The sequence below is a fragment of the Geodermatophilus arenarius genome (assembly GCF_042654585.1).
GTDB classification, from domain to species: domain Bacteria; phylum Actinomycetota; class Actinomycetes; order Mycobacteriales; family Geodermatophilaceae; genus Geodermatophilus; species Geodermatophilus arenarius.
Window position 1 is genome coordinate 412060 of sequence record NZ_JBHSGR010000001.1, and the last position, 25353, is coordinate 437412.

Genomic DNA, 25353 nt, shown 5'->3' on the forward strand with positions numbered 1-25353 from the left:
CTGTACGTTCTGCGCATGGCCGATCTGAGCGACCTCGACCGCCGCCTGCTCGCGGCGCTGCGGGAGGACGGCCGCGCGCCGGTGGCCGGGCTGGCCCGCCGGCTCGGGGTCACCCGGGCGACGGTGACCAGCCACCTCGACCGGCTCGTGGCCGAGGACGTCATCGTCGGGTTCACCGTCCGGGTGCGCGACGAGGCCGCCGCGGGCGGGGTCCGGGCGGTGTCGCTGGTCGAGGTGGAGGGCCGCTCCACCGACGACGTCATCCGGCGGCTGCGCGGCTTCCCGGAGATCGAGTCGATGCACTCGACCAACGGCGCGTGGGACCTCATCGCCGAGCACCGCACCGCCGACCTCGTGGAGTTCGACCGGCTGCTCAACCGCATCCGGTCGGTGCCCGGGGTGATCAACAGCCAGACGAGCCTGCTGCTGACCTCGGTGCTGCGCTGAGCGCTCAGGCCGCGCGGGTCGCCGTCCGGGCCACCGGCAGCCCGGCCAGCAGGACGCCGGCGACCAGCACGTAGGTCCATGGCAGCCCGACGCCGGCCGCGACCAGCCCGAGGACCAGCGCGCCGATCGCCGTCCCCGCGTCGAAGGAGGCGTTCCACAGCGCGCTGGCCGCGGTCGAGCCGCCCTCCCCCGCGCGGGCGAAGGCGGTGACGAGCGTCAGGTTCTGCACCGCGCCGTAGCCGGCGCCGAAGAGCGCCGCCCCGGCCAGCACGACGGCGTCGCCGGTGACCAGGCCCAGCGCGACGGCGGCCAGCCCGAGTGCGCCCGCGACCAGGGCGGCGGGCAGCAGCCGGCCGGTGCCGACCCGGTCGGCCAGCAGGCCGGCGCGCCAGCGGGTGAGCGCGCCGGTGACGCCGAACACGAGGAGTGCGGCCGTCGCGAGGACGCCGTCGGGGCGCTCGATGGGCAGGAAGGTGACCACGCCGCCGCCGGCGAGGGTGACCAGCAGCAGCACCGCCGACGGCGCCAGCGCGGCGCGGGCGGCGGCGCGCGAGGACGTGCCGGCGCCGCCCTCCCAGTGCACCGAGCGGGCCAGCCCGGGCACCAGCGGCAGCGCGAGCACCGGCGAGGCGGCCAGCCACGCCAGCCAGCCGGGGTGGCCGTCGAGCACCAGCGCCACCCCGGCCGGCACCGCCACCAGGTTGGGCACCGCGATCGCCAGCCCGTAGAGACCGATGGACTCGCCGCGGCGCTCGGGCGGGGCGGCCTGCGCGGCGAGCACCGCGCCGAGCACGGTGAGCACCGCGAAGCCCGCGCCGCGCACCGCCGACACCGCCGACAGCCAGGGGACGCCGTCGCCGAGGGCGTACAGCGGCGAGGGCGCACCCAGCGCGAGGAGGCCGGCGGCGAGGACCGGGCCCAGGCCGAACCGCGCGGTCAGCGCCGGGACGACCGACTGCACCGCGATGGTCACCGCCAGGAAGACCGCGGTCACCACGCCGGCGGTGTCGGCCGACGCCCCGCCCGCCACCGCGTACGCCGGCAGCGAGGCGAGGGTCAGGCAGTAGCTGGCGAAGCCGAGCGTCGTCGCCCCCACCAGCGCCCGCATCGCCGGCAGCCGCCACAGCGACACCCGGTCCGTCGTCCCCCTGCTCACACCGCTCCCCTCCGCGGGCGTCGTCGCCCGGCCGTCCAGCATGACCGGGGGGCCGGGGCGGCCCGGCGGCGGGTGGAACCGGCTCAGCCCAGCCCGGCGTCCCGCGCGCGGGCGACGGCGGCGGCGCGGTCTGGGACCTGGAGCTTGGTGAGCACCGCGGAGACGTGGTTGCGCACCGTCTTGTCCGACAGCGCCAGCCGGCGGGCGATCTGGCCGGTGGGGAGCCCGGCGGCCAGCAGCTCGAGCACCTCCCGCTCCCGGCCGGTGAGCTCCGGGAAGGCCGGCGCGCGGGGAGCCGTCCCGGTCAGGGCGTCCGCGACCCGGCGGGCCACCGCTCCCCCGTAGACGGCGTCCCCGTCGGCGACGGCGAGCACGGCACGCACGATCTCCCCCGCGTCGGCGCCCTTGAGCAGGTAGCCGCGGGCACCGGCGCGCAGCGCGCCGAAGAGGGAGGCGTCGTCCTCGTGCATGGTCAGGACGAGGACCCCGAGGCCCGGCCGACGGCGGGTCAGCTCGTCGATCGCGGCGATGCCCGGCAGCCGCGGCATCGCCAGGTCGGTGAGGACGACGTCCGGCGCGGTCCGCGCGACGAGGGCGAGCAGCTCGGCGCCGTCGGCGGCCTCGCCCACCACCTCGACCTCCGGCGCGGCGTCGAGCACCGAGCGGAGCCCGTACCGGTACATCGGGTGGTCGTCGGCCAGCACCACGCGGACGGTCACCGCTCCGCCCCCAGGGGCAGGCCGGCGACGACGCGCGTGCCGCCGGGACCGCTGGTCACGGTGAGCTCCCCGCCCACCGCCCGGGCGCGCGTCCGCATCGAGGACAGCCCGACGCCCGCGGGCCGGGCGTCGCCGTCCTCCGGCGGGAAGCCCGCGCCGTCGTCGACCACCGCCACCTCGAGCCGGCCGTCGCGGGCGCGCAGCCCCACCTCGGCGCGGCGGGCGCCGGAGTGCCGGGCCACGTTGGTCAGCGCCTCCTGAGCGATCCGGTAGGCCGCCGTCTCGACGTCGGGCGGGAGGGGCGGCAGCGGCTCGGCGGTCACCCGCACCGGCACCGACGGGGCCAGCGCCTCGGCGTGCCGCTGGACCGCGGCCACGAAGCCGACGTCGTCCAGCGGGGCGGGCCGCAGCCCGTCGAGGATCCGGCGCACCTCGCCGACCGCGCCGTCGACCTCCTCCCGCATCCGCGCCAGCAGTGCACGGGTGGCCGGGTCGGCCCGCTCCCCGAGCATGGCCTGCACCGCCTGGACCCCGAGGCCGACGCCGGCCAGCGAGGGCCCGAGCCCGTCGTGCAGGTCGCGGCGGATGCGGTCCCGCTCCGCGTGCGTCGCGGTGAGCACCCGGTCGCGCTCGCGCTCCAGCGAGCGGGTCAGCTCCAGCGCCCGGACGACGGCGGCCACCTGCGGCGCCAGGGCCGCGAGCAGCCTCCGGTCCCCGGCGGTGAACGGCTCCCCGGGGGCGCGCTCGGCCACGCACAGGGTGCCGACGTCCCGGCCGCCGACCCGCAGGGGGACGGCGACCACCCCGTCGCCGGGCCCCGGCTCCCCCGGCCGCAGGACCCGGGCGTCCGGGGCGCGCAGCGCCGTGGCGACCGTCCCGAGGACGGCGGGCAGCAGGCCGGCCTCGTCGGCCCGGGCCACGCGGTCGCCGAGCTCGGTCACCGCCGTCACCGGGTCGCGGCGCCGTCCGTACACGAACCGGTCGGCCGCCGCCTGCAACCGGGAACGGGCCGGACCGAGGGCGACCGCGAGCAGCGCGGCGAGCACGGCGCCGGTCACGGGCGACAGCGTGCGGCCGAGGCCGGCCGCGGCGACCGCCGCCACGGCCAGGTACAGCCCGACGACGACGGCCGTCAGCGCCCCGTACACCAGCGCCCGGCTGACGACGATGCCCAGCAGCCGGTAGCGCACGACCCCGACGAGGATCGCGCCCGGGACCATGAGGGCCACGGGCACCACCACCCACCCGGGTGCCGGTACCACGAACACCACCACCATCAGCGGCAGGACGACGCAGACCAGCCAGGCCAGCTCCTGCCGCTCCGGAGGACGGGCGCGGACCATCCGCACCACCGTCGCCACCCAGATGGTGAGGACCCCGGCGCCGAGTGCGACGACCGCCGCGACCAGCACGGCCGTCGTCCACCAGGTCCGCGGCAGCTCGAGGGGTGCCGGGCCCGAGGCGATGTCGTTGTAGGTCTCCTGCGAGAGACTCGCCCCGACCGTGACGACGCACAGCCCGGCGGCGGTGGCCAGCACCGGCCACCGCCACCACCGGGCCGGCAGCCGGCCCGAGGGGTAGAACGCCACGAGGACGGTGGCGGGCAGCACCAGGGACGGCAACCACGTCATCGACCCGGCCTGCGCCACCCACCGCGCCCCCGGCCAGGGCGGGTCGGCCACGTCCACCCCGTAGCCGCCGTAGGCGCCCGTGCCGACGCTGACCGCCTGCAGCAGCCCGCACAGCACGAGCAGCCAGCCGATGACGTTGCGCGGCCGCAGGCGCACGAGCAGGGCCCCGGTGGCGGCACTGGCCACGGCGTACAGGGCGCCGATCGCGGTCGGCTCGGGTTCGGGCAGTCGCGGGGCGACCCACGCGGCCAGCGCACCGGCGGCGGCGCAGAGCAGGACCGCCGCGACGGCGACGGTGGTGGGGAGAGCGCGCCCGCGCACGGCGTCAGTGTGGCTCCGGCGGCGTCCCGGGTGGGGCCTCCGGCGTCCCGGCCGGGCCGGGAGGTCCTCCCGGGTCGGCCGGGTCGCGTGCCCCGTCCGGCGGGTCGCCGTGGGCGGCCACGGTCGTCCCGTCCGGCCGCGAGGGCCGGCCCGATGGAGGAGGACCGTCATGACCGCCAGTCCCGCCCGCCCGCCCGTCGCCGCGCGCCGGCCCACGCCGCTCCCCGACGGCTGGACCACCGCCGGCGCCGGTGTGGGCCTGGGCTCCACGCTCGTGGGCCAGTTCGTGGAGACGCCGTGGAGGTCCGGGTCCGACGCGTGGGGGACGGACTTCCACGGCAACGGCGGCTGGGGCGGCCTGGTGCTGCTGGTCGCCTTCGTCGCGGTGGCGGCGCTCGTCGCGGGGTTCGTGGCCGTGCGCGCCCGGACCGCCCCGCCTGCACGCACCGCCCGGGTCGCCCTCGTGCTCGCCGCGCTCGGCGCCGTCTCGGTCCTGGTCTTCTGGACCGGGGTGCCGGCCGTCCTCGCCGGAGCCGCCACGGGCCTCGCGCTGGACGCCCGCCGCCGCCTCGGGCGGCTCCCCGCCGCAGCCGCCGCGGGCCTGACCCTGGCCGTCCTGACCGTCGCCGCCGCCGTCTGGCTGGCGTTCACCGGCTGACCCGCACCCGTCCCGGGACCGTCCCCGCAGCCGCAGGCGGTCCCGGCGGCGCGCGCCGCGCGGGTAGGGGGTGCCCGTGCTGCTCACCGTGGGCCACGGGGCCGACGACCGGACCGCCCTCGCCGCCCGGCTGTCCGGTGCCGGGGTGGAGCTCGTGGTCGACGTCCGCCGCTTCCCCGGCAGCCGCGGCAACCCCGACGTCCGGCGGGAGGCGCTCGAGGAGTGGCTGCCGGCCGCCGGCGTCGGCTACCGGTGGGAGGAGCGGCTCGGCGGACGGCGCCGGCTGCCCCCGGGCGAGCCGGTGGCCGACGGCTGGTGGACCGTCGCCCAGTTCGCCGCCTACGCCGCGCACACCCGGACCGCGGGGTTCGCGGCCGCCCTCGACGGCGTGCTGGCCGAGGCGGCGCACGCCACGGTCGCGGTGATGTGCAGCGAGGGCGTGTGGTGGCGCTGCCACCGGCGGCTGGTCGCCGACGTCGCCGTCCTGGCCCGCGGCGTGCCGGTCACGCACCTGATGCCCGACGGGCGGCTCGCCCCGCACCGCCCGTCCGGGGGTGCCGTCCTCGGCGACGACGGCCTCGTGCACTGGCCGTGACCCCGGCGCGGAGCGGACCGGTCAGCGCGGGGCACCGTGGCGCGCCACCGACCGCGCCAGCGCCCAGGCGGTCAGGGCCAGGAAGACCGCCGCCTGCGCGGCGAGCAGCCCCAGGTCCAGCGCCCAGCGGGAGGTGGTGGGCGTGAACAGCGGGTCCGGCTGGGGGCCGGACAGGGGCTGCAGCTGCACCGTCGCGGCCATCGCCGCGTAGCCGGCGCGGGCCGGCAGCGCCCAGGAGAACTGCTCGAGGCCCGCCCGGTCGGCCAGCGGGAACAGCCCGCCGCACAGCACCAGCTGCCCCATCACCAGCGCGACCAGGGCGGGCATGGTCTGGTCGGTGGACCGGGCCAGCGCGGAGACGGCCAGCGCGGCGATGCACATCGTCACGCCCACCGCGGCCGCCGCGACGGCGACCTCCGCCTGCCCCCAGGGCAGCAGCCGCGGGTCGTCGGGGCCGGGCAGCCCGATCAGCGCCAGCAGGGTGAAGGCCACCGACTGGACCGCGACGGCCCCGCCCACGACGAGGACCTTGCTGGTGAGGTAGGCGGTCGGCGACAGGCCCACGGCGTGCTCGCGGCGGTAGATCGGGCGCTCGGCGACGAACTCCCGGACCGCGAGCGCGGCGCCCATCAGGGCCGCGCCCACCACCAGCACGATGATCCGCTGCTGCGCCTCGGCGGGGTCCCCGTCGGCCGCGCGCAGCGACAGGCCGGCCTCGCCGGGGAAGGCGTGCGCCATGACCGCGAGCACCACCGGCATCCCGACCAGCAGGGCCAGGAACAGCCGGTCGGCGGCCACGACGGCGAGGTTGCGCCGGACCAGGGTGACCAGCTGGCGGACCGGCGCCGGCCGCGGCGGCGCCGGGGCCTCACCGGCCGGCGGCGGGGGCCGCGCCTCCACCGACGTCGCCCCGACGTAGGCCCGGCGGACCGGGGACGCGGCGAACCGGGCGACCCAGGCGGGGTCGTCCAGCGCCCGGAAGACCGCCGCGTGGTCGGGTACCCCGAAGAACGACAGCAGCTGCCCGGGCGGGCCGAAGAAGGCGACCCGGCCGCCGGTGGCGAGCAGCAGGACCAGGTCGCACTGGTCGAGGGCGAGCACGCTGTGGGTGACGACGAGGACCACCCGGCCGCCGTCGGCCAGCGCCCGCAGGCCCTCCATGACCTGCCGGTCCAGCCCCGGGTCCAGGCCGGAGGTGGGCTCGTCGAGGAAGAGCAGCTGCGGCGCGGTGAGCAGCTCGAGGGCGATGGAGGTGCGCTTGCGCTGGCCGCCGGAGAGGGAGTCGATCCGCTGGTCGGCCTGCTCGGACAGCCCGACCTCGGCGAGGACCCGGCGCACCCGCTCGTCGCGCTCGGCGGCGGTGGTGTCGCGGGGCAGCCGCAGGCGGGCGGCGAAGCCGAGCGCCCGCCGCACGGTGAGCTGGCGGTGCAGCACGTCGTCCTGGGGCACGAGCCCGATGAGGTGGCGCAGGTGGCCGTAGCCCTCGTACAGGTCCCGCCCGTCCCAGGTGACCCGGCCCGTGCCGGCGGGGCGCAGGCCGGTGAGGGCGCCGAGGAGGGTGGACTTGCCGGCGCCGGAGGGGCCGATCACCGCCACGAGCTGGCCCGCCCGGACGGTGAGCGAGACGTCGTCGAGCAGGCGCTTGCCGCCGCGGGTGGACACGCCCAGGTGCCGGGCGCTGAGGGTCGCCGCGCGGCGGCCGGGGAGGACGGCCTCCCGGCCGTCCCAGGTGACCATCGTGCCGCCCATGCCGATGGTGTCCCCGGCGGTGAGGACCGCCGTCCCGGCCAGGCGCGTGCCGTTCAGGTAGGTCCCGTTCGAGCTGCCCAGGTCCCGCACGACGGCGGTGCCGGGTGCGCCGAGCTCGATGGCGGCGTGGCGGCGGGACACCATCGGGTCGTCGGCGACGACGACGTCGCAGGCGGGGTCGCGGCCGATGACGACCATCCGCTCCGCGGCCGGGCCGGCGTCCGCCCCCGGGCGCTGCCCCCCGGACACGGACCGGACCAGCAGCTCCGGCCCGCCGTGCCCGCCCACCTGCACCCGGTGCTCCCGGCCGGGCTCCAGCGGCACCGCCGGGCCGGGTGACCCGCCCACCGTGCCGGGCGGCACGGCCGTCCCGTCGAGGGAGGTGCCGTTGCGGCTGCCGAGGTCCTGCAGCACCCAGCCGCGCGCCTCGTGCCGCACGGCCAGGTGGGCGCGGCTGACCCGCTCGTCCGGCAGGTGCACGTCGCTGCGGGGGTCCCGGCCCACCACCACCGCGCGGGAGCCGTCGAAGGTCCACACCCGGCCGGAGGCGGACAGCTGCACGACCGTGCCGTCCCGCGGCCGGGCCGCGACCGTCCGGGCGCCGGGCCGCCCGGGCGGGGGCGGCTGGTCGAGACGGCGACCGGCCATGACGGAGCCCCTCCTGCCCCCGTGCAGCCGGGGCCGTCGGTGCGGACCGGGACGACGGCACCGTCCCGGTCCGCCCGGCGCCCGTCAACCGCCTCGCGGTCGCCGGGCGCCGGGGACCCGGGCGGCCGGGTCCCCGGCGTGCCCGTCGTCACGCTGCGCCCGCGCTCCGCTCCCCGGCGTCCCGGGCCGGAGGCGGGCGGCTACCCCATGTGCGGGTAGCAGTGGTCGGTCGGCGGGACGAACGTCTCCTTGATCGACCGGGTCGAGGTCCAGCGCTGCAGGTTCTGCGCGGCGCCGGCCTTGTCGTTGGTACCGCTCGCGCGCCCGCCACCGAAGGGCTGCTGCCCGACGACGGCGCCGGTGGGCTTGTCGTTGACGTAGAAGTTACCGGCCGCGAAGCGCAGGACCCGCTGCGCGTGCGCGATGGCCGCCCGGTCCTGGGCGATCACCGCGCCGGTGAGCGCGTACGGGGCCACCGACTCGAGCTGCGTGAGCACGGTGTCGTAGTCGGCGTCGTCGTAGACGTGGACGGCGAGGATCGGGCCGAAGTACTCCGTGGTGAAGACCTCGTGCTCGGGGTCGGTGCCCTCGATGACCGTCGGGCGGACGAAGAAGCCCTCGCTGTCGTCGGCCTGCCCGCCGGCGACGATCGACAGCGCGGGGTCGTCGTCGACCCGGTCGATGACGCCGGACAGCTTCGAGAACGACTTCCGGTCGATGACCGCGCCCATGAAGTTCGACAGGTCGGTGACGTCGCCCATCGTCAGGGACTCCGTCGTCGCCACCAGGTCGTCGCGCAGCCGCCGCCAGACCGAGCGCGGCACGTAGGCGCGCGAGGCGGCCGAGCACTTCTGCCCCTGGTACTCGAAGGCGCCGCGGACCAGCGCGGTGCGCAGCACGTCGAGGTCGGCCGAGGGGTGGGCGACGACGAAGTCCTTGCCGCCGGTCTCGCCGACGATCCGCGGGTAACCGCGGTAGCCGGAGATGTTCTCCCCCACCGTGCGCCACAGGTGCTGGAAGACCGGCGTCGAGCCGGTGAAGTGGATGCCGGCGAGGTCGCGGTCGGCGAGCACGACCTCCGACACCGGGATGCCGTCGCCGGGCAGCATGCTGATCACGCCCGGGGGGAGGCCGGCCTCCTCCAGCAGCCGCATGAGGAAGTGCGCGGCGAACTGCTGGGTGGGCGCGGGCTTCCAGACGACGGTGTTGCCCATGAGCGCCGGCGCGGTGGGCAGGTTGCCGGCGATCGCGGTGAAGTTGAACGGCGTCACCGCGTAGACGAAGCCCTCCAGCGGCCGGTGGTCGCTGCGGTTCCACACGCCCGGTGAGGACACCGGCTGCGCGGACACGACCTCGCGCGCGAAGTGCACGTTCCAGCGCCAGAAGTCGATCATCTCGCAGGCGCTGTCGATCTCGGCCTGGTGAGCGGTCTTCGACTGGCCCAGCATCGTGGCGGCGTTGAGCGTCTGCCGCCACGGGCCGGCCAGCAGCTCGGCGGCCTTGAGGAACACCGCGGCGCGGTCGTCCAGCGACAGGTCGCGCCAGGCCGGGGCGGCGGCCTTGGCGGTGGCCACGGCCTCCTCGGCGTCGGCGTGCGTGGCGTGCGCCGAGGTGCCGAGGACCGCGGCGTGCCGGTGCGGCTGGACGACGTCGAAGCGCTCACCGCCGGCCATGCGCTGCTTGTCGCCGATGGTGGCCGTCAGCTCCAGCGGCTCGGCCGCCAGCTCGGCCAGGCGGGTCTCGAGCTCGGCGCGCTCGGACGAGCCGGGCGCGTAGGTGAGCACCGGCTCGTTGCGCGGCGGGGGGACGCGGGTGGTGCCGTCCACGGGGGACCTCCAGGGTGTGTCAGCGGGAGACGAGGGCGCGGAGGAAGAAGCGCAGGTTCGCCGGGCGCTCGGCCAGCCGGCGGACGAAGTAGCCGTACCAGTCGCGGCCGTAGGGCACGTAGGCGCGCACGCGGGTGCCGGAGGCGGCCAGCCGGCGCTGCTCGTCGACCCGGATGCCGTGCAGCATCTGCACCTCCCACGAGTCGGCGGCGCGCCCGTGCTCGCCGGCCAGCCGCTGGGCCAGCGCGATCATCGCCGGGTCGTGGCTGCCGACCATCGGGTAGCCGGGACCGCGCATGAGCACGCCGAGGCAGCGGGCGTAGGCGGCGTCGACGTCGCGGCGGCCCTGGTGGGCGACCGACGGCGGCTCGTCGTAGGCGCCCTTGACCAGCCGCACCCGGGAGCCCGGGGTGGCCAGCGCCTGCACGTCGTCCTCGGTGCGGTGCAACGCGGCCTGCAGCACGGCGCCGGTCTGCGGGTGGTCGCGGCGGAGCTCGGCGAGGACGGCGAGGGTGGCGTCGACGGTCGAGGAGTCCTCCATGTCGAGGGTGACCGTGGTGCCGATCCGCGCCGCGCACTCGACCACCGGCCGGACCAGCTCCAGCGAGAGGTCCTCCCCGCCCGGCAGCGCCTGGCCGAAGGCGGACAGCTTCACCGACACCTCCGCGCGCGGGCCGAGGTCCAGCGGCGCCAGCGCCTCGAGCAGGGCGAGGTAGGCGTCGCGGGAGGCGCGCGCCTCGGCGGGGTCGGTGACGTGCTCGCCGAGGTGGTCGAGGGTCACCTCGATGCCCTCGCCGGTGAGCCGGCCGACGACGACCAGCGCGTCGGGCAGCGTCTCGCCGGCCACGAACCGCTCGACCACGCGCCGGGTCACCGGGGTGCCCACGAGCGCGCGGCGCAGCGCCGGGCGGCGGGAGGCCCCCAGCAGCAGGGTCTTCGTGGACAGCACCGGCCACCTCCGTCGTCGGTGCGCTCCCGCGGGAGTGCACGCCTGGCCCGAACGCTAGGAGCGCCCGATCGGGTCCACCAGGGACGGACGTACGGACTCCGGACGTCCGGTTTCATACAGTCGTACGGTGCGCGACGACCTGCAGGACGTGGTGGACGAGGTCGCCCGGCTGCTGCGCGCCCCGGCCACGCTCGAGGACGTCGACTTCACGCTGCTGGCCTTCGCCGCGCACCCCCTCGACGGCGGCGACACCGCGATGGACGCCGTCCGCACCCGCTCCATCCTCGGCCGCGGCTCCACCCCCGACACCCGCCGCTGGTTCGAGGACCTCGGCATCGCCACCGCGCAGCGGCCGGTGCGCACCCCCGCCGACCCGGACGCGGGGATCCTCACCCGCCTGCTGCTGCCGGTCCGGCACGGCGGCCGCACCCTCGGCTACCTCTGGCTGCTCGACGGCGGCCGCACCGACCCCGACGACGACGCCGACCCGGCCCTGGCCGCGGCGGTCGCCCTCGCCGCCCGCGCGGGACGGCTGCTGGCCGGCGGGGACGACGACGGCGACCTCGGCGAGGCCCTGGCCGCGGCGCTCACCGGCACCCCGCCGGCGCGCGAGCGGGCGACGCGCACCCTGACCGCCCGGCTCGGCGAGGACACGCCGCTGGCCCTGGTGGCGCTGCGGGGCGCGCTCCCCGAGGGGTGGCCCAGCCCGCCGCCCGCGGCGGTGGCGGCCGAGGACCGCCGCGAGGTCGCCGTCCTCGTCCGGCTGGCCCGCCCCGGCGACCTGCGCCCGGCCGCGACCACCGCGTCCGCGGCCCTCGCCCGGCTGCCCGGCGGCGCGGCCGCGGGGGTGTCCGACCCCGCCGCGGGTCCCGCCGGCCTGCCCGCGTGCTGGGCGCAGGCCCGCACCGCGGCCCGGGTCGCGGCCGTGGCGCCGGGGCTCGCGCCGGTGGCCCGCTGGTCGGAGCTCGGCGGCTGGCGGGTCGCCGCGGCGCTGCCCGCGCCGGACCCGGCCGTCGCGCCGCTGCTCGCCGACCCGGTGCTGGCCGCCACGGCCGAGGCCTACCTCGACACGGGCGGCAGCGTGGTCCGGACGTCGGCGGCGCTGTCGATCCACCGGCAGACGCTGTACTACCGGCTGGGCCGGATCACCGCGCTGACCGGCCTGGACCTGGCCGACGGCGACACCCGGCTGCTGGTGCACGCCTCGCTGCGCCGCGCCCGGCTGTCCTGACCGTCCGTCTCCCGGAGCCGCTGCCCGGCGGCGGCGAGCACCCGCGGCACCAGCCGGCGGTGCACGGCCGACAGCGGCGGCCACAGCAGCCGGCCCCACGACCGCTCGTAGGACAGGCACGTCGTCCAGGTGACCCGGCGCCCGGCGGTCTGCACGACCATGGCCGCGCGCAGCGACCGGGAGGCGGTCTCCAGCCGGATCCAGTCCTCGCCGCGCCCGCCGACCCGCCAGCCCCCCACGGTGTCCGGGGAGCGCCGCGGGTCGAGCCGGAAGGCGAGCAGCCCCCGCCAGACGAACCGCTCCGCCGGGCTCGGGACGTCGCCGAACATCGCCCGGGCCCACCGCTCCGGCGTCGCCGTCGCGTCGGTGACCAGGGTGCAGCGGTCGGCGTAGTCGATCCGGGGCAGTGGGCAGACCTCCCGCGCGGACGCGGTGATCCCGCGGACCACCCCCGTGCCGTCGAGCCGGGTCATGGCGGGTCCCCTCTCGTATACGGTGCCGTACAGACGACGGTAGCGGATGTGTACGGTGGCGTACAGGAGGTGGGCGTGGCGGTCGTGCGGACGCCGCGGGAGCGGTGGGTCGAGCAGGGCCTGCGGGCGCTGGCCGCGGGCGGTCCCGACGCGGTGCGCGTGGAGGCGCTGGCCAAGGACCTCGGCGTCACCAAGGGCGGCTTCTACGGGCACTTCGCCGACCGGGAGGCCCTGCTCGAGGCGATGCTCGACACCTGGGAACGGGAGAGCACCGACGAGGTGCTCGAACGCGTCGAGCGGGAGGGCGGCGACCCGCGGACGCGCATCGCGCGGGCCGGCGTCCTCACCTTCTCCAGCGACCGCCTGCTCCCGATCGACCTCGCCGTCCGCGACTGGGCCCGCCGGGACGAGGCGGTCGCCGCGCGCCTGCGCCGGGTCGACGAGCGGCGCATGGGGCTGCTGCGCGAGCTGATCGGCACGTTCTGCGCCGACCCCGACGAGGTGGAGGCGCGCGCCCTGATCGCCTTCTGCCTGGCGATCGGCGAACACTTCCTCGTCACCGGCCACGGCGGGCGCACCCGGGCGCAGGTCCTCGCCCGCGCCGCCGACCTGCTGCTGGACCGCCCGCCGCGGACCTCCTGACCCGCCGGAGGAGGACTGTTGCGCACTGCACCTTCTCCCCCGCGACGCTGTCCGGGGCGTGACCTACGCTCGAAGGGCTGATGGCTGCGGGAGGAGAGGCGTTGCCTCGAGACGCGGGCGGCGCCGGCGACGTCCTCCGGGACCTGCGCACGGCCACCGCCGTGGAGCACCGACGGGTCGAGGCCACCCTCGACCTGATGGACCCCGCGCTGGACCGCGGCCGCCTGGTCACCGTCCTGGCGCGGCTGCACGCCTTCTGGGCCGCGGCCGAGGCCGGGCTGGACGACTGGGCCGCCCGCCACCCCGCCGACGCCGCCGCCCTCGACTGGGAGCGCCGCCGCCACACCGGTCTCTACGCCGCCGACCTGGCCGGGCTGGGCGGCTCCCCCGACGCCGGCCGGCCCGACCTGCCCGCCGTTCCGGACACCGACGAGGCGCTGGGCCGGCTGTACGTGATGGAGGGCTCGACCCTCGGCGGCACCTTCATCGACCGCCACCTGGCGGGCCTGCCGGGACTGCCCCGGCTGCGCTGCTTCAGCCCCTACGGCGAGGACACCGGCGCGATGTGGGCCGGGTTCCGCCGGGTCACCCGGGCGCACGTCGCGGGCGCCGGGGACGCCGGGCGGGTGGTCGCCGCGGCCCGCCAGACCTTCGCCGTCCTCGCCGACTGGTGCGCCCCGGCGGCGCAGGGGGCCACCGCGTGACCGACGTCGACGCCACCTCCGGGGCGGACACCGCCGGGGCAGACGTCGCGTGGCTGTCACCGGGTGAGCCGGTCGACCTGGACAACTGCGCCCGCGAGCCGATCCACGTCCCGGGCAGCATCCAGCCGCGGGGCGTGCTGCTGGCGGTCAGCGAGCCCGACCTGGTCGTCGTCCAGGCGTCGGAGAACCTCGCCGGGCTGACCGGCGTCGTCTGGTCCGACGCGCTCGGCCGCCCGCTCGCCGACGTCCTCGGGGTCGCGCAGACCGAGGCCGTCGTCCGCTCGGCAAGCGCGTTCGGCGACCTGCGCGAGCGCAACCCGGTGGAGGTCACCCTCGACGTCGACGGCGACCCCGTGCCGGTGGACGCGATCCTGCACCGGGCGGTGCTGGACGGCGCCCGGGACGAGCACGGGCAGCCCGAGGACGGCGCCCCGCCGCTGACCAACCTCGTCGTGGAGCTCGAGCCCGCGCGCGGGCCGCGGCCGTTCTCCTTCCCGAACACCTACCAGGCGGTGCGCGGGACCGTCGCCGAGCTCAACCGGGCCTCCACGCTGGAGGAGCTCTACGACATCACCGCGCGGGCGATCCGCGCCCTCACCGGCTTCGACCGGGTGATGGTCTACCGCTACGACGCCGACCACAACGGCGAGGTCGTGGCCGAGGCGAAGGCCGCGGACCTCAACTCCTTCCTCGGCCTGCACTACCCGGCCTCGGACATCCCGGCGCAGGCCCGGGCGCTGTACGAGAAGAACTGGATCCGGCTGATCAGCGACGTCGACTACGTCCCCAGCCGCATCCAGCCGGCCGCGCACCCGGCCACCGGCCGGCCGCTGGACCTCACCCTGTCGACGCTGCGCAGCGTCTCGCCGATCCACGTCGAGTACCTGCGGAACATGGGGGTGCGCGCCTCCATGTCGATCTCGCTGCTGCAGGACGACCGGCTCTGGGGCCTCATCGCCTGCCACCACTACTCCGGCCCGCACCAGCCGCCCTACGCCACCCGCGCCGCGGCCGAGTTCCTCGGCTCGACGCTGTCGCTGCGGCTGGTCGACCGCACCGCCGAGGACGAGGTGCACCGGGCGCTGCAGGTCCGCTCCACCCTGGCCTGGCTGACCGCGGCCACCCTCGACGAGGACCGCCCGCTGGCCGACACGCTGCTCGGCACCACCAGCCTGCTCGACGTCCTGCCCGCCGACGGCGTCGCGGTCTGCCTCCAGGGCAGCAGCGGCACCAAGGGCGCGGAGCTGCCGGCCGACGTCCTCGAGCGGGTGGTGGCCTGGGCGGCCGCGAGCGGCGAGGACGTGGTGGCCACCGACGCCCTGCAGCGCGAGGCGCCCGGGCTCGGCGTCCCGGTCGAGGTCGCCTGCGGCGTGCTCGTGCTGCCGCTCCCCGAGGGCCAGTACGTGCTGTGGCACCGGCGCGAGGCCGTGCGGCACGTCGACTGGGGCGGCGACCCGCACAACAAGGCGATCGCCGAGCGGGAGGGCGACGACGTCCGGCTCAGCCCGCGCAAGAGCTTCGACCGCTGGCGGGAGACCGTCCGCGAGCGCTCGCACCCGTGGACGCCGCAGGAGCGCGCCGAGGTGCTGCAGCTGCGCAGCCACCTGCTCGAGGCGCTCTACGCCCGCTCGCGCAGCATCGTCCGCGCCGCCGAGACGCTGCAGCGCAGCCTGCTGTCCGAGCCGCCGCAGCCCGACCACCTGCAGATGGCGGTGCGCTACGTGCCGGCCACCCGGGAGGCCCAGGTCGGCGGCGACTGGTACGACGTCTTCGTCCAGCCCGACGGCTCGACGATGCTGGTCATCGGCGACGTCGTCGGCCACGACGTCCAGGCCGCCGCCTGCATGGCCCAGCTGCGGGGGTTGCTGCGCGGCATCGCCTACGACAGCGGGGACAGCCCCGCGGCGGTGCTCGCCCGGCTCGACGCGGCGATCCAGGGCCTGCAGCTCGGCGCCATGGCCACCGTGCTGGTCGGCCGGCTCGAGCAGACCGGCGACGACCGCGCTGCCGGGGTCACCCGCCTGCGGTGGGCCAGCGCCGGCCACCTGCCCCCGCTGGTCGCCGCCCCCGACGGCACCAGCGCGCCGCTGGACGGCGGCCGGCCGGGCCTGCTGCTCGGGGTGCGCCCGGAGGCGGTCCGCGCCGACGCCGAGGTGGTCCTCGCCCGCGGCTCCACGGTGCTGCTGTTCACCGACGGCCTGGTGGAGCGCCGGACCGAGGGCCTCGACGACGGCGTCACGCGACTCGCCCGGGCGCTCGCGGAGCTGCGCGACCGGCCGGTGGAGCAGGTCTGCGACGAGGTGCTGGCGCGGATGGTCCCCGACGGCGCCGAGGACGACGTCGCCCTGGTCGCCGTCCGCCTGTCCCCGGAGGCGTGAGCGGCCCCTCCCGGGATCCGGCAGGGGCCGCGTTCACGGCTGGGGGTCCGAGAAGTCGGCCTCCAGGCCGTCGTCCTGGGCGCCGCCGTCGTCGGGCAGCGGCGCCTCGTCCTCGGCGGCGCGCACCTCGGCCTCGGTGGAGTCGGGCGGGGCGTCGACGCCCCGGGTCAGCTCGGCGAGCAGGCGCTCCTCGTCGGGGCGCAGGTCGCCGCTGCCGAGGTGCTCCCCCGGCTCGCCGGCGTCCGAGCCGGAGGCCATGCCGCTGTCGGGGAGGTCGGGGTCGGTCATCGCGGGAAGTTCGGCTCGAGGCGCGGCACGACCTGCATCTCCGGCACGAACGCCGACGGGTGCAGCAGGAGCAGCGTGCGGACGGTGTCGGCCACCGCCGACGGCGGCATCATCAGGTGCCCGGGGATGCCCCACTGCTCCATCATCGGCGTGTCCATCGCCGCCGGGATGACGCTCATGACCCGCGCCGGGAAGGGCCGCTCGCTGCCGTCCTCCTGCCTCACCGCCTTCTCCCGCAGCTCGCGCTGGATGCAGCGGGTGGCGTTGAGGAAGCCGGCCTTGGAGCCGTTGTAGGCGATCGCGCCGCTGCCCGAGGTGATCGCCGACAGCGACACGACGTGCACGACGTCGGCGGTGCGGCCCTCGGGCAGGTGCTGCACCCGCTTGACGAACTCGCTGGTCAGGAAGATCGGACCCTCGCAGTTGACCGCCATGACCCGGCGGTAGTCGTCGAGGTCGATGTCGGTGATGTAGCCCGGCCGGTCGATGCCGGCCACGTTGACCAGGACGTCGAAGGCGTCGCCGTGCTGCTCGAAGAGCCGGGCCACGACCTCGCGGCGGCTCGCGTCGTCGGTCACGTCCAGCGGGACGACCTCGGCGCTGCCGCCGGCGTCGGTCACCAGCTCGCGGGTGCGCTCGCTGCCGTCGGCGTCGATGTCGGCGACGACGACGTGCGCGCCGGCCTCGGCCAGCGACACGCACGTCGCCCGGCCCAGCCCGCTGGCCCCGCCGGTGACCAGCGCCACGCGGCCCTTCAGCTCCCCTGCCACCCGTTCCTCCGTCCTCCGGCCCGCACCGGTACGCGACCAGCGGACCCGTGATCACGATGCGTCCCCGCCACTCTCGCCGAGGTCCGCGCGGCCCGCAGGTCGGAGCGGTCAGGCCGGGGAGGACCAGACGTCGGCGAGGGTCACCGTCTGCAGCTGCCGGCTCTCGATCAGTTCCAGCAGCCGGTCGAGCACGGTGGTGACGGCCGGCTGGTTGGCGTGGCCGACGATGATCGCCCGGGCGGCGAACCACTGCTCCGCGGCGGCCATCAGCTCCTCGGCGCCGATCGCGCGGGCGTCGTCGAAGGTGCCGTTCCACATCACCGTGGTCGGGTGGCCGAGGTCGGCGGCGATCGCGTCGACGCGCTCGTCGTGCGACCCGAACGGCGGCCGCCAGAACGGGGTGTCGGTGACGCCGAGGGTGCGGCGCATGAACTCCTGGTTGCGCCGCAGCTCCTCGGCCACCTCGGCGTCGGAGACGGTGGTGAGGTCCGGGTGCGACCAGGTGTGGTTGCCGAACGCGACCTCGCCGGACTCGATCAGCGGCCACAGGTCGCGGGCGTTGTCGCCCCAGGTGCGGTAGCTGCCGTTGGGGAAGAACGTCAGCCGGGTGCCGGTCTCGCGGACGAGGGTGACCAGCGCCGCGACCACCTCGCCGTTGCTGCCGTCGTCGATGGTCAGGGCCAGCTGGTTGCCCCTGCCGGGGATCTCCTCGACCACGCCGGCCGGTGCCGGGACGGCGACCAGGCCGCCCGGGCCGGTGGGGGTGGCCGCCGCGGCGGGCGGCGGGGCGACGAGGTCCGGTGCCCCCAGGTCCATCTCGGCGGCGCCGCGCCCGACGGCGGCCCCGGCGAGTCCGGTGGCGAGCAGGAGGAGGAAGCCCCGGCGGTCCACGCGGCGGACGCTAGGAGGGCGCCCCCGCGTGTCCGGCGCAGCGACACGAGCGGGCGGGCGCGCCCGCCACCGTCCGTGTCCTGCCGGCTACCGCCTCCCGCGCGTCAACGGCTCCTCGGGACCAGCCCGGCCTGCTCGATCAGGCGCGCCTGCTCGCGGCACCAGGGCGACCACTCGTCGCGCTCGGAGTCCTCCTGGCGGCGGCGGAACGCCGTCCACTCCAGCAGCTCCCACTCCCCCACCTCGCGCGGGTCGGGGTCGGGCGTGCCGGTGAAGCGGCCCAGGTAGACCGGGCAGACCTCGTTCTCGACGACGCCGCGGAACTCGGCGCGGTAGCGGTAGCCGGGCAGCGCCGGGCGCAGGTCGGCGACCCGCAGGCCGAGCTCCTGGCCGGCGCGGCGGGCGATCGCGGCGCCGTCGTCCTCGCCGGGGCCGGGGTGGCCGCAGACGGTGTTGGTCCACATGCCCGGGAAGGTCTGCTTGTCCTCGGCGCGGCGGGTGACCAGCAGCCGCCCGTCGTCGGCGAAGAGATAGGCGGAGAACGCCCGGTGCAGCGGCGTCTCGCCGTGGTGCACCAGCGGCTTGGGCAGGGTGCCGATCGGCGTCCCGTCGTCGTCGACCAGCACGATCAGCTCCGCCGCGGTCACCGTCACCGCCCCATCCTCCCCGACGCCGGGGGTTCCGGCAGCCGCCGGGCGGGCAGGGGGAGGGCATGGAGCGGTGCCAGAACGACGGCCTCACCTTCGACGTGCACGACGGCGGCCCGTCCGACGGGGAGCCGGTGGTGCTCCTGCACGGCTTCCCGCAGGACGCGAGCGCCTTCGACCGGATGGCGCCGCTGCTGCACGCCGCCGGGCTGCGCACCCTGGCCCTCGACCAGCGCGGCTACAGCCCCGGCGCCCGGCCGCCCGGGCGCTCGGCCTACCGGCTGCGCGCGGTGACCGGCGACGTCCTGGCGCTGCTCGACGCCGCCGGGCTCGAGCGGGCGCACGTCGTCGGGCACGACTGGGGCGGCGCGGTCGCGTGGGCGCTGGGGGCCTGGCACCCGGACAGGGTGCGCACGCTGACCTCCCTGTCGACCCCGCACCCGGCCGCGGTCGGGCGGGCGGTGCTCACCAGCGACCAGGGGCTGCGCTCGTCGTACATGGCCCTCTTCCAGCTCCCCGTCCTGCCCGAGCGGCTGCTGCTCGCCGGTGACGGGCGGGCGCTGCGCGGCGTGCTGGAGAACGGCGGCCTGCCCCCGGACGTCGTCGAGCGCTACGTCTCCCGGATGCGCGAGCCGGGCGCGCTGTCGAGCGCCCTGGCCTGGTACCGGGCCGTGCCCCTCGCCGCCCGCGACACCGTCGGGGAGGTGACCGTGCCGACCCTGCACGTGTGGAGCACCGGCGACACCTTCCTCGGCCGCGCCGCCACCGAGAGGACCCGTGACCACGTGACCGGGCCCTACCGGCTGGAGGTGCTCGAGGACGTGCCGCACTGGATCCCCGAGCTCGCCGCCGAGCGCACCGCCGACATGGTGGCCGCGCACGTCCGCGGCGCCTCCTGACCCGGCCGGGAATCTCCAGCGACCACTACAGGTTCCAGCAGACGGACGGACCACCACCGAGTCGAGAGGAGGACACCACGATGACCCTGCCCGTCCGTTCGTCGTCCCGTCCCCTCAGCTCCCGGGAGTCCTCCCGGGACGTCGCGACCTGGGACCCCTTCCGCGAGCTCGAGGACCTCTACGAGCGGGTGAACCGGCTCTGGACCGAGGGGTTCGGCGGCGCCGTCGACCGCTGGTCCCCGCTCGCCGACGTCGAGGAGACCGAGGACGCCTGGTCGGTCGAGATCGAGCTGCCGGGCGTGACCCGGGACGACGTCGACATCGAGCTCAGCGACCGCAGGCTGACCGTGGCCGGTGAGGTGAAGCAGAGGGAGCGCACCGGCATCCTGCGCCGCACGAACCGCCGCGTCGGCCGGTTCTCCTACTCCGTGACCCTGCCCGGCGACGTCGACGCCGAGCACGTCACCGCCACGCTGTCCGACGGCGTGCTCACCGTCCGCGTGCCCAAGGCCGAGCAGGCCAGGCCGCGCCGGATCGCCATCACCGGCTGACCTCCGCGCTTCCCCGTCCGGGCGACACCCCTCCCGCCCGGACGGGGCGGCCGCCGGCGGACGCGGACGCCTCAGCCCGCCGGCGGCTCGGACAGCGGCAGCCGCACCACGAACCGGGTGTTCCCCGGCTCCGAGCGGACCTTGATCACCCCGCCGTGCCGGTTGGTGACGATCCGCCAGGCGACGTCGAGCCCGAGGCCGGTGCCGTGGCCCACCGGTTTGGTGGTGAAGAACGGCTCGAACACCCGGCGCCGCACCGGCTCCGGGATGCCCGGGCCGGTGTCGGCGACCTCGACGACGGCGGAGTCACCGTCGACGGCGGTGCGCAGGGTGAGCGTGCCCTCCCCCGCCATGGCGTCGAGCGCGTTGTCGACGAGGTTGGTCCACACCTGGTTGAGCTCGGCGGCGTAGGCCGGGACCGGCGGCACCGCGCGGTCGTACTCCTTGACCACGCGGATGCCCGGGCCGGTCTTCGCGCTGAGCATGACCAGCGTCGCGTCCAGCCCGGCGTGCAGGTCGGTGAGCTGGTGCGGCGTGCGGTCGACCTGCGAGTACTGCTTGGCCGCGCCGACCAGGTGGGAGATCCGCGAGGTGCTGTCGAGGATCTCGGCGAGCAGCATCTCGGTCTCGACGGTGTAGCCCAGCCAGCGCAGCGCCGGCTCGAGGAAGTCGGCGTCGACGGCGCCGGCGACCGCCTCCAGGCACTCGGTGTCCAGCCCGGCCGGGACGAACACCGCCGCCAGCTCCCACGGCCGGTCGACGTCGTGGTCCTCGAGCCAGTCGCCGAGCTCGTCCTCCCGGTCCGACCGCTCCAGCGCGCTCAGCTCGACCGCGCTGCCGATGCCCGCGACGAACCGCTCCTGCAGCTCGGTCAGCCGGCGCAGCTGCGAGCCGTCGAAGGTGCCGTCGGCCAGCAGCGCGAGCTTGTGCCGCATGCCCGCGACCCGCTCGCGCAGCGCCGCGGTGGCCCGGGACGCGGCCGCGGCCGGGTTGTTGAGCTCGTGGGTGAGCCCCGCGGTCAGCTTGCCCAGCGCCAGCAGCCGCTCCCGCTGGCCGACCAGCTCCTCGGAGTTGCGCGTGCCCAGGAACAGGCCCTGCAGCAGGTGGACGGCCATCGGGTACCAGCGGCGGAACACCGCGGCGAACTCGGCCGCGGGCAGCGCCAGGAAGGTGCAGTCGGTGACCGCGCGCACCGTCGCCGGGTAGACCTGCGGGACCTGGTCGCCGAGGTAGAACTGCACCGCGCCGCTGTACACGCCCGGCTGGTCGGTGCGCACGGTCTCCACCTCGTCGCGCCCCACGCGCCGGACCATCCGCAGGGTGCCGGTGAGGAGCACGTAGAAGCACTCGGCCGGCTCGCCCTCCGTGGAGACGTCGCTGCCGGCGGGGAACGCGACGACGTCGCCGGTCTCCGACACCCACGCCAGCTGCGCCTCGTCGAGGTCGGCGAACAGGAACAGCTCGCGCAGCCGCGCGGGCTCCAGGCGGGCGGGCGCGGTCACCGCTCCTCCAGGTAGCGGTGCACCAGCGTGACCGCCATGGCGCCCTCGCCGACGGCGGAGGCCACCCGCTTCACCGACTGCGCGCGGACGTCGCCGGCGACGAACACGCCCGGGACGCTGGACTCGAGGAAGAACGGGTCGCGCTGCAGCCGCCAGCCCGGTGGCCGCTCGCCGTCGACGAGCAGCTCCGGGCCGGTGAGCACGAACCCGCGCTCGTCCCGGGCGAGGACGCCGTCGAGCCAGTCGGTGCGCGGCTCGGCGCCGATGAAGACGAACAGGTGCGACGTGGGCACGGTCTCCACCCGGCCGGAGCGGTCGGTGAGCTCGACCTGCTCCAGGTGGTCGTCGCCCAGCACGGCGGTCACGGTGGTGCCGGTCCGGACGACGACGTTCGGGATCGCGGCCAGCTGCTGCACCAGGTAGTGCGACATGGACGTCTCCAGCGAGGAGCCGCGGACCACCAGCGTGACGCAGCTGGCGTGCCGGGAGAAGAACACCGCCGACTGCCCGGCCGAGTTCGCCCCGCCGACGACGTACACGGGCTGGTCGGCGCAGGCCTCAGCCTCGGTCAGCGCCGAGCCGTAGTAGACGCCGCGGCCGGTGAACCCGTCGGCGCCCGCGGCCGGCAGCGTCCGGTAGGCGACGCCGGTGGCCAGCACGACCGCGTGCGCGGCGATGCTGCCGCCGTCGGCGAAGTGCACCACCCGGGCCGAGCCGCGGACCTCGAGCGCGGTCACCTTGCGGGCGGTGAGCACCTCGGTGCCGAACCGGATGGCCTGCCGCCGGGCCCGCTCGGCCAGCTGCCCGCCGGAGACGCCGTCGGGGAAGCCGAGGTAGTTCTCGATCCGGCTGCTCTGCCCGGCCTGCCCGCCGGTGGCCTGCCGCTCGACCAGCACCGTCCGCAGCCCTTCGGAGGCGCCGTAGACGGCGGCGCCGAGCCCGGCCGGACCCCCGCCCACGACGACGAGGTCGTAGAAGTCGGTGCTCGGCTCGACCGTGAGGCCGACCGCGGCGGCGAGCTCCGCCTCGGTCGGCGCCAGCAGGGCCTCCCCGCCCGGCGGCACCACGACCGGGACGTCGTCGGGACCCGCGCCGGCCGCGGCGAGCAGCCGCCGTCCCTCGGGCTCCTCGACGCTGTACCAGCGGTACGGGACGGCGTTGCGGGCCAGGAAGTCGCGGGCGGCGAACGACGGCGCCGACCAGTGGTGGCCGACCAGCTTGACGTCCTCGACGGCGGTGTCGGGGCTGGCCTCCCAGGACGCGACCATGGCGTCGACGACCGGGTAGAGCTTCTCCTCCGGCGGCTCCCACGGCTTGAGCAGGTAGTGGTCGACGTCGACGAGGTTGATCGCCTGGATGGCGGCGTCGGTGTCGGCGTACGCGGTGAGCAGCGCGCGGCGCGCGCGGGGGAACAGGTCCATCGCCTGCTCGAGGAACTCGATGCCGTTCATCCCGGGCATCCGGTAGTCGGCGAGCACCGCCGCCACCCGGTCCCCGCGCAGCTTGAGCTCCCGCAGCGCCCCGAGCGCCTCCTCGCCGGAGGAGGCGCGGACCACCCGGAACCGCTCGCCGTAGTGGCGGCGCAGGTCGCGCGCGACCGCCCGGGACACCCCGGGGTCGTCGTCGACGGTGAGCAGGACGGGCCGGGCCCGCCCGGCGGCCTCGGGGGCCTGGGTCACTGGTCCTCCAGGGGTTCGGGGCCGCGGGGACCGCCCCCGCGGGCCGGGCGGGAGCCCACGGGCTCGCGCGGGTGCAGCTGCGGGCCCTCGACGTTGCAGTGCGCGTACTCCTCGACCGGCAGCCGCCCGCCGGGTCCGGGCTCCGCCGTGCGCAGCGGCCGGCGGATCCCGGCGAGGGCGACGAGCGCGCCCGCGACCAGCAGCGCGGCGCAGACGAGCACCGCCGTCCGGAAGCCGGACCCGAAGGCGGCGGGGTCGGTGTAGTCGTCCCCGCCGATGCCCGCCACGACCGGGACGACGGCCACCGCGAGCAGGCTGGCGGCCCGCGCGACGGCGTTGTTGACCCCGGACGCGACGCCGGCGTAGCGGTCGTCGGCGGAGTCGAGGACGGTCGCGGTGAGGGGGGCGACCAGCAGGGTCAGCCCGGCGCCGAACGCGACGGTGGCCGGCAGGACGTCGAGCGGGTAGGAGGCGTCCTCGCCGATCCGCAGCATCAGCAGCAGGCCCGCGGCCGACAGCAGCGGCCCGGAGGTCATCAGCGGCCGCGGCCCGATCCGCTGGGCGAGGGCGCCGACCCGCGAGGAGAACAGCAGCATGAGCACGGTGACCGGCAGCAGCGCGGTCCCGGCCAGCAGGGGGCTGTAGCCGGACACGACCTGCAGCTGCAGCACCAGCAGCACGAAGACGACCCCGAGCGGGGCGTAGACCAGCAGCGTCACCACGTTGGCGGAGGTGAACTGGACGCTGCGGAAGAGCACGGGCGGCACCAGCGGGTGGCGGGAGCGGCGCTGCACGGCGACGAAGGCGGCCAGCGCGACCACCGCGGCGACCCCCCAGGCCCAGACCGCCGGCCCGGGGGCGGGTCCGCCGGCGGCGGTGAGGGCGTAGGTGAGCCCGCCGAGGCCGACGACCACCAGGACGGTCCCGGTCCAGTCCAGGCCCGGTGCGGCGGCGGGGTCGCGGGTCTCGGGCACGTGCCGGGCCGCGACGACCACGATCACCGCGGCCACCGGCAGGTTGACCAGGAAGACCGCCCGCCAGCTCCACTCGACCAGCCAGCCGCCGACGAAGGGCCCGACCGCGCCGGCCACCCCGCCCAGCCCCGACCAGGCGCCCACCGCCGCGGCCCGGTCCTCCCCGGCGAAGGACGCCGAGATGATCGCCAGGCTGCCCGGGGTCAGCAGCGCTCCCCCGACCCCCTGCAGCGCGCGGGCGACGACGAGCGTCCCGGTGTCCGGCGCCAGCCCGCACAGCAGCGACGCGGCGGCGAACCAGACGACGCCGACGACGAACACGCGCCGCCGGCCGAATCGGTCGCTCAGCGAGCCGCCGAGCAGGATCAGCGAGGCGAGGGTGAGGGTGTAGGCGTTCACCGTCCACTGCAGCCCGGTGAACCCGGCGCCGAGGTCGGCCCCGATGCGCTCGAGGGCCACGTTGACCACCGTGCTGTCCAGCAGCGCCAGGCTGGAGCCCAGGACGGTGGTCAGCAGCACCCACCGCCCCTGCGGGGTGCCCATCCGCAGGCCCTCCGCCGGGGTCGGCCGCACCCGGGACGTCACCTGAGCGCCACCTCGATCCCCCACCGGTGCCGGGCAGCGGGAGTGCGCTGCTCCGAGGCCCGGCGACGTCGGCGGATGCCTGTGGCCGCGAGCCTCGCCCCGCCGGTCGCGGGCTGTCAATCACCCCGGGCGGCGGGCCCGGGCGCATGGACGCCGCCCGTCCGGGGCACCCCGTGCCCCCACCCCCGACCCCAGGGAGCCACCATGTCGCCCGCCACCACGCCCCGCCGCCGCAGCTGGCGCCTGGCCGCCGTCGGCCTCGCCCTCGCCGCGTCCCCGTGGACCGTCGCCGCCTGCGGTTCCGACGTCGTGGACGACGACGTGCAGCAGAACGTCGAGGAGGGCGTCGACGAGGCCGAGCAGGAGGTCGAGGACGCCACCGACGGCGAGGACTCCGACGGCTGACACCACCGGATGCAGAGACCTCTTTGCAAAGAGGT

General features: G+C 76.8%; 24 protein-coding genes. 10 read left to right on the top strand and 14 right to left on the bottom strand.

Translation table 11 applies throughout. From position 1 onward, the window contains the following. Window positions 1-15: 15 nt before the first annotated feature. Window positions 16-447 (top strand): Lrp/AsnC family transcriptional regulator, encoded by a 432-nt coding sequence (locus ACFO3M_RS01965; protein ID WP_387985652.1) that lies wholly within the window; start codon window positions 16-18, stop codon window positions 445-447. Window positions 448-451: 4 nt separating this feature from the next. Here ACFO3M_RS01965 and ACFO3M_RS01970 read toward each other — a convergent pair whose 3' ends face one another. The 3 genes from ACFO3M_RS01970 to ACFO3M_RS01980 form a co-directional block, all read right to left on the bottom strand. Further along, window positions 452-1603: an MFS transporter gene (locus ACFO3M_RS01970; protein WP_387985655.1), complete on the bottom strand. Its 1152-nt coding sequence runs from the start codon at window positions 1601-1603 to the stop codon at window positions 452-454. Window positions 1604-1686: 83 nt separating this feature from the next. After that, entirely contained in the window at window positions 1687-2322 is a 636-nt protein-coding gene (locus tag ACFO3M_RS01975) for a response regulator (RefSeq protein ID WP_387985656.1), read from the bottom strand. Next, on the bottom strand, window positions 2319-4274 hold the full coding sequence (locus ACFO3M_RS01980; protein ID WP_387985658.1) for a sensor histidine kinase: 1956 nt from the start codon (window positions 4272-4274) through the stop codon (window positions 2319-2321). Before ACFO3M_RS01980 ends, ACFO3M_RS01975 begins: the two co-directional genes overlap by 4 nt. Before the next feature lie 169 nt (window positions 4275-4443). On the opposite strand from ACFO3M_RS01980, the gene ACFO3M_RS01985 reads away from it, so the two are divergent. Next, window positions 4444-4932, top strand: a complete 489-nt coding sequence (locus ACFO3M_RS01985) for a hypothetical protein (protein ID WP_387985661.1) — start codon at window positions 4444-4446, stop codon at window positions 4930-4932. Between the two features lie 76 nt (window positions 4933-5008). Beyond that, window positions 5009-5527, top strand: a complete 519-nt coding sequence (locus tag ACFO3M_RS01990; protein ID WP_387985663.1) for a DUF488 domain-containing protein — start codon at window positions 5009-5011, stop codon at window positions 5525-5527. Between the two features lie 21 nt (window positions 5528-5548). Here ACFO3M_RS01990 and ACFO3M_RS01995 read toward each other — a convergent pair whose 3' ends face one another. From ACFO3M_RS01995 to ACFO3M_RS02005, 3 genes are all read right to left on the bottom strand, one after another. Then, window positions 5549-7924, bottom strand: a complete 2376-nt coding sequence (locus ACFO3M_RS01995; RefSeq protein WP_387985665.1) for an ATP-binding cassette domain-containing protein — start codon at window positions 7922-7924, stop codon at window positions 5549-5551. Window positions 7925-8124: 200 nt separating this feature from the next. After that, window positions 8125-9750, bottom strand: a complete 1626-nt coding sequence (pruA, locus tag ACFO3M_RS02000; RefSeq protein WP_387985667.1) for an L-glutamate gamma-semialdehyde dehydrogenase — start codon at window positions 9748-9750, stop codon at window positions 8125-8127. A gap of 19 nt (window positions 9751-9769) precedes the next feature. Then, on the bottom strand, window positions 9770-10699 hold the full coding sequence (locus ACFO3M_RS02005; RefSeq protein WP_387985670.1) for a proline dehydrogenase family protein: 930 nt from the start codon (window positions 10697-10699) through the stop codon (window positions 9770-9772). A 127-nt stretch (window positions 10700-10826) separates the two neighbouring features. Here ACFO3M_RS02005 and ACFO3M_RS02010 point away from each other — a divergent pair, with 127 nt between their 5' ends. Further along, complete coding sequence (locus ACFO3M_RS02010; RefSeq protein WP_387985672.1) at window positions 10827-11930, top strand: PucR family transcriptional regulator; 1104 nt, start codon at window positions 10827-10829, stop codon at window positions 11928-11930. On the opposite strand, the gene ACFO3M_RS02015 is transcribed toward ACFO3M_RS02010, so the two are convergent. Beyond that, a complete protein-coding gene (locus tag ACFO3M_RS02015; RefSeq protein WP_387985674.1) occupies window positions 11828-12403 on the bottom strand; it encodes a hypothetical protein in 576 nt (191 codons plus the stop codon). The genes ACFO3M_RS02010 and ACFO3M_RS02015 overlap by 103 nt on opposite strands. Window positions 12404-12478: 75 nt before the next feature. Here ACFO3M_RS02015 and ACFO3M_RS02020 point away from each other — a divergent pair, with 75 nt between their 5' ends. The 3 genes from ACFO3M_RS02020 to ACFO3M_RS02030 all read left to right on the top strand — a co-directional run bounded on the left by ACFO3M_RS02020 (window position 12479) and on the right by ACFO3M_RS02030 (window position 16127). After that, on the top strand, window positions 12479-13045 hold the full coding sequence (locus tag ACFO3M_RS02020; RefSeq protein WP_387985677.1) for a TetR/AcrR family transcriptional regulator: 567 nt from the start codon (window positions 12479-12481) through the stop codon (window positions 13043-13045). Between the two features lie 101 nt (window positions 13046-13146). Then, complete coding sequence (locus tag ACFO3M_RS02025; RefSeq protein WP_387985679.1) at window positions 13147-13749, top strand: biliverdin-producing heme oxygenase; 603 nt, start codon at window positions 13147-13149, stop codon at window positions 13747-13749. Next, on the top strand, window positions 13746-16127 hold the full coding sequence (locus tag ACFO3M_RS02030) for a SpoIIE family protein phosphatase (RefSeq protein WP_387985682.1): 2382 nt from the start codon (window positions 13746-13748) through the stop codon (window positions 16125-16127). The genes ACFO3M_RS02025 and ACFO3M_RS02030 overlap by 4 nt, the downstream gene beginning before the upstream one ends. 33 nt (window positions 16128-16160) lie before the next feature. Here the strand turns inward: ACFO3M_RS02030 and ACFO3M_RS02035 are convergent, their stop codons facing one another. The 4 genes from ACFO3M_RS02035 to idi all read right to left on the bottom strand — a co-directional run bounded on the left by ACFO3M_RS02035 (window position 16161) and on the right by idi (window position 18729). Continuing rightward, window positions 16161-16415, bottom strand: coding sequence for a hypothetical protein (locus ACFO3M_RS02035; RefSeq protein WP_387985684.1), 255 nt, complete (start codon window positions 16413-16415; stop codon window positions 16161-16163). Next, a complete protein-coding gene (locus ACFO3M_RS02040; RefSeq protein WP_387985687.1) occupies window positions 16412-17185 on the bottom strand; it encodes an SDR family NAD(P)-dependent oxidoreductase in 774 nt (257 codons plus the stop codon). The genes ACFO3M_RS02035 and ACFO3M_RS02040 overlap by 4 nt, the downstream gene beginning before the upstream one ends. Window positions 17186-17293: 108 nt before the next feature. Then, window positions 17294-18076 carry a polysaccharide deacetylase family protein gene (locus ACFO3M_RS02045; RefSeq protein WP_387985688.1) on the bottom strand — a complete coding sequence of 261 codons (783 nt, stop codon included), beginning with the start codon at window positions 18074-18076 and terminating at the stop codon, window positions 17294-17296. Between the two features lie 104 nt (window positions 18077-18180). Next, a complete protein-coding gene (idi, locus tag ACFO3M_RS02050) occupies window positions 18181-18729 on the bottom strand; it encodes an isopentenyl-diphosphate Delta-isomerase (protein ID WP_387985690.1) in 549 nt (182 codons plus the stop codon). Between the two features lie 59 nt (window positions 18730-18788). Between idi and ACFO3M_RS02055 the strand changes: the two genes are divergently transcribed. Further along, window positions 18789-19622, top strand: coding sequence for an alpha/beta fold hydrolase (locus ACFO3M_RS02055; RefSeq protein ID WP_387985692.1), 834 nt, complete (start codon window positions 18789-18791; stop codon window positions 19620-19622). Between the two features lie 80 nt (window positions 19623-19702). Further along, entirely contained in the window at window positions 19703-20173 is a 471-nt protein-coding gene (locus tag ACFO3M_RS02060) for an Hsp20/alpha crystallin family protein (RefSeq protein ID WP_387985695.1), read from the top strand. A 71-nt stretch (window positions 20174-20244) separates the two neighbouring features. On the opposite strand, the gene ACFO3M_RS02065 is transcribed toward ACFO3M_RS02060, so the two are convergent. From ACFO3M_RS02065 to ACFO3M_RS02075, 3 genes are read right to left on the bottom strand one after another with little or no spacing between them, the layout of a single operon-like run. Continuing rightward, a complete protein-coding gene (locus tag ACFO3M_RS02065) occupies window positions 20245-21675 on the bottom strand; it encodes an ATP-binding protein (RefSeq protein ID WP_387985698.1) in 1431 nt (476 codons plus the stop codon). Beyond that, window positions 21672-23354, bottom strand: coding sequence for an NAD(P)/FAD-dependent oxidoreductase (locus ACFO3M_RS02070; RefSeq protein ID WP_387985700.1), 1683 nt, complete (start codon window positions 23352-23354; stop codon window positions 21672-21674). Before ACFO3M_RS02070 ends, ACFO3M_RS02065 begins: the two co-directional genes overlap by 4 nt. Beyond that, window positions 23351-24901, bottom strand: a complete 1551-nt coding sequence (locus ACFO3M_RS02075) for an MFS transporter (RefSeq protein WP_387985701.1) — start codon at window positions 24899-24901, stop codon at window positions 23351-23353. The genes ACFO3M_RS02070 and ACFO3M_RS02075 overlap by 4 nt, the downstream gene beginning before the upstream one ends. A 216-nt stretch (window positions 24902-25117) precedes the next feature. On the opposite strand from ACFO3M_RS02075, the gene ACFO3M_RS02080 reads away from it, so the two are divergent. After that, window positions 25118-25318 carry a hypothetical protein gene (locus ACFO3M_RS02080; RefSeq protein WP_387985704.1) on the top strand — a complete coding sequence of 67 codons (201 nt, stop codon included), beginning with the start codon at window positions 25118-25120 and terminating at the stop codon, window positions 25316-25318. The last annotated feature ends 35 nt before the right edge of the window (window positions 25319-25353 follow it).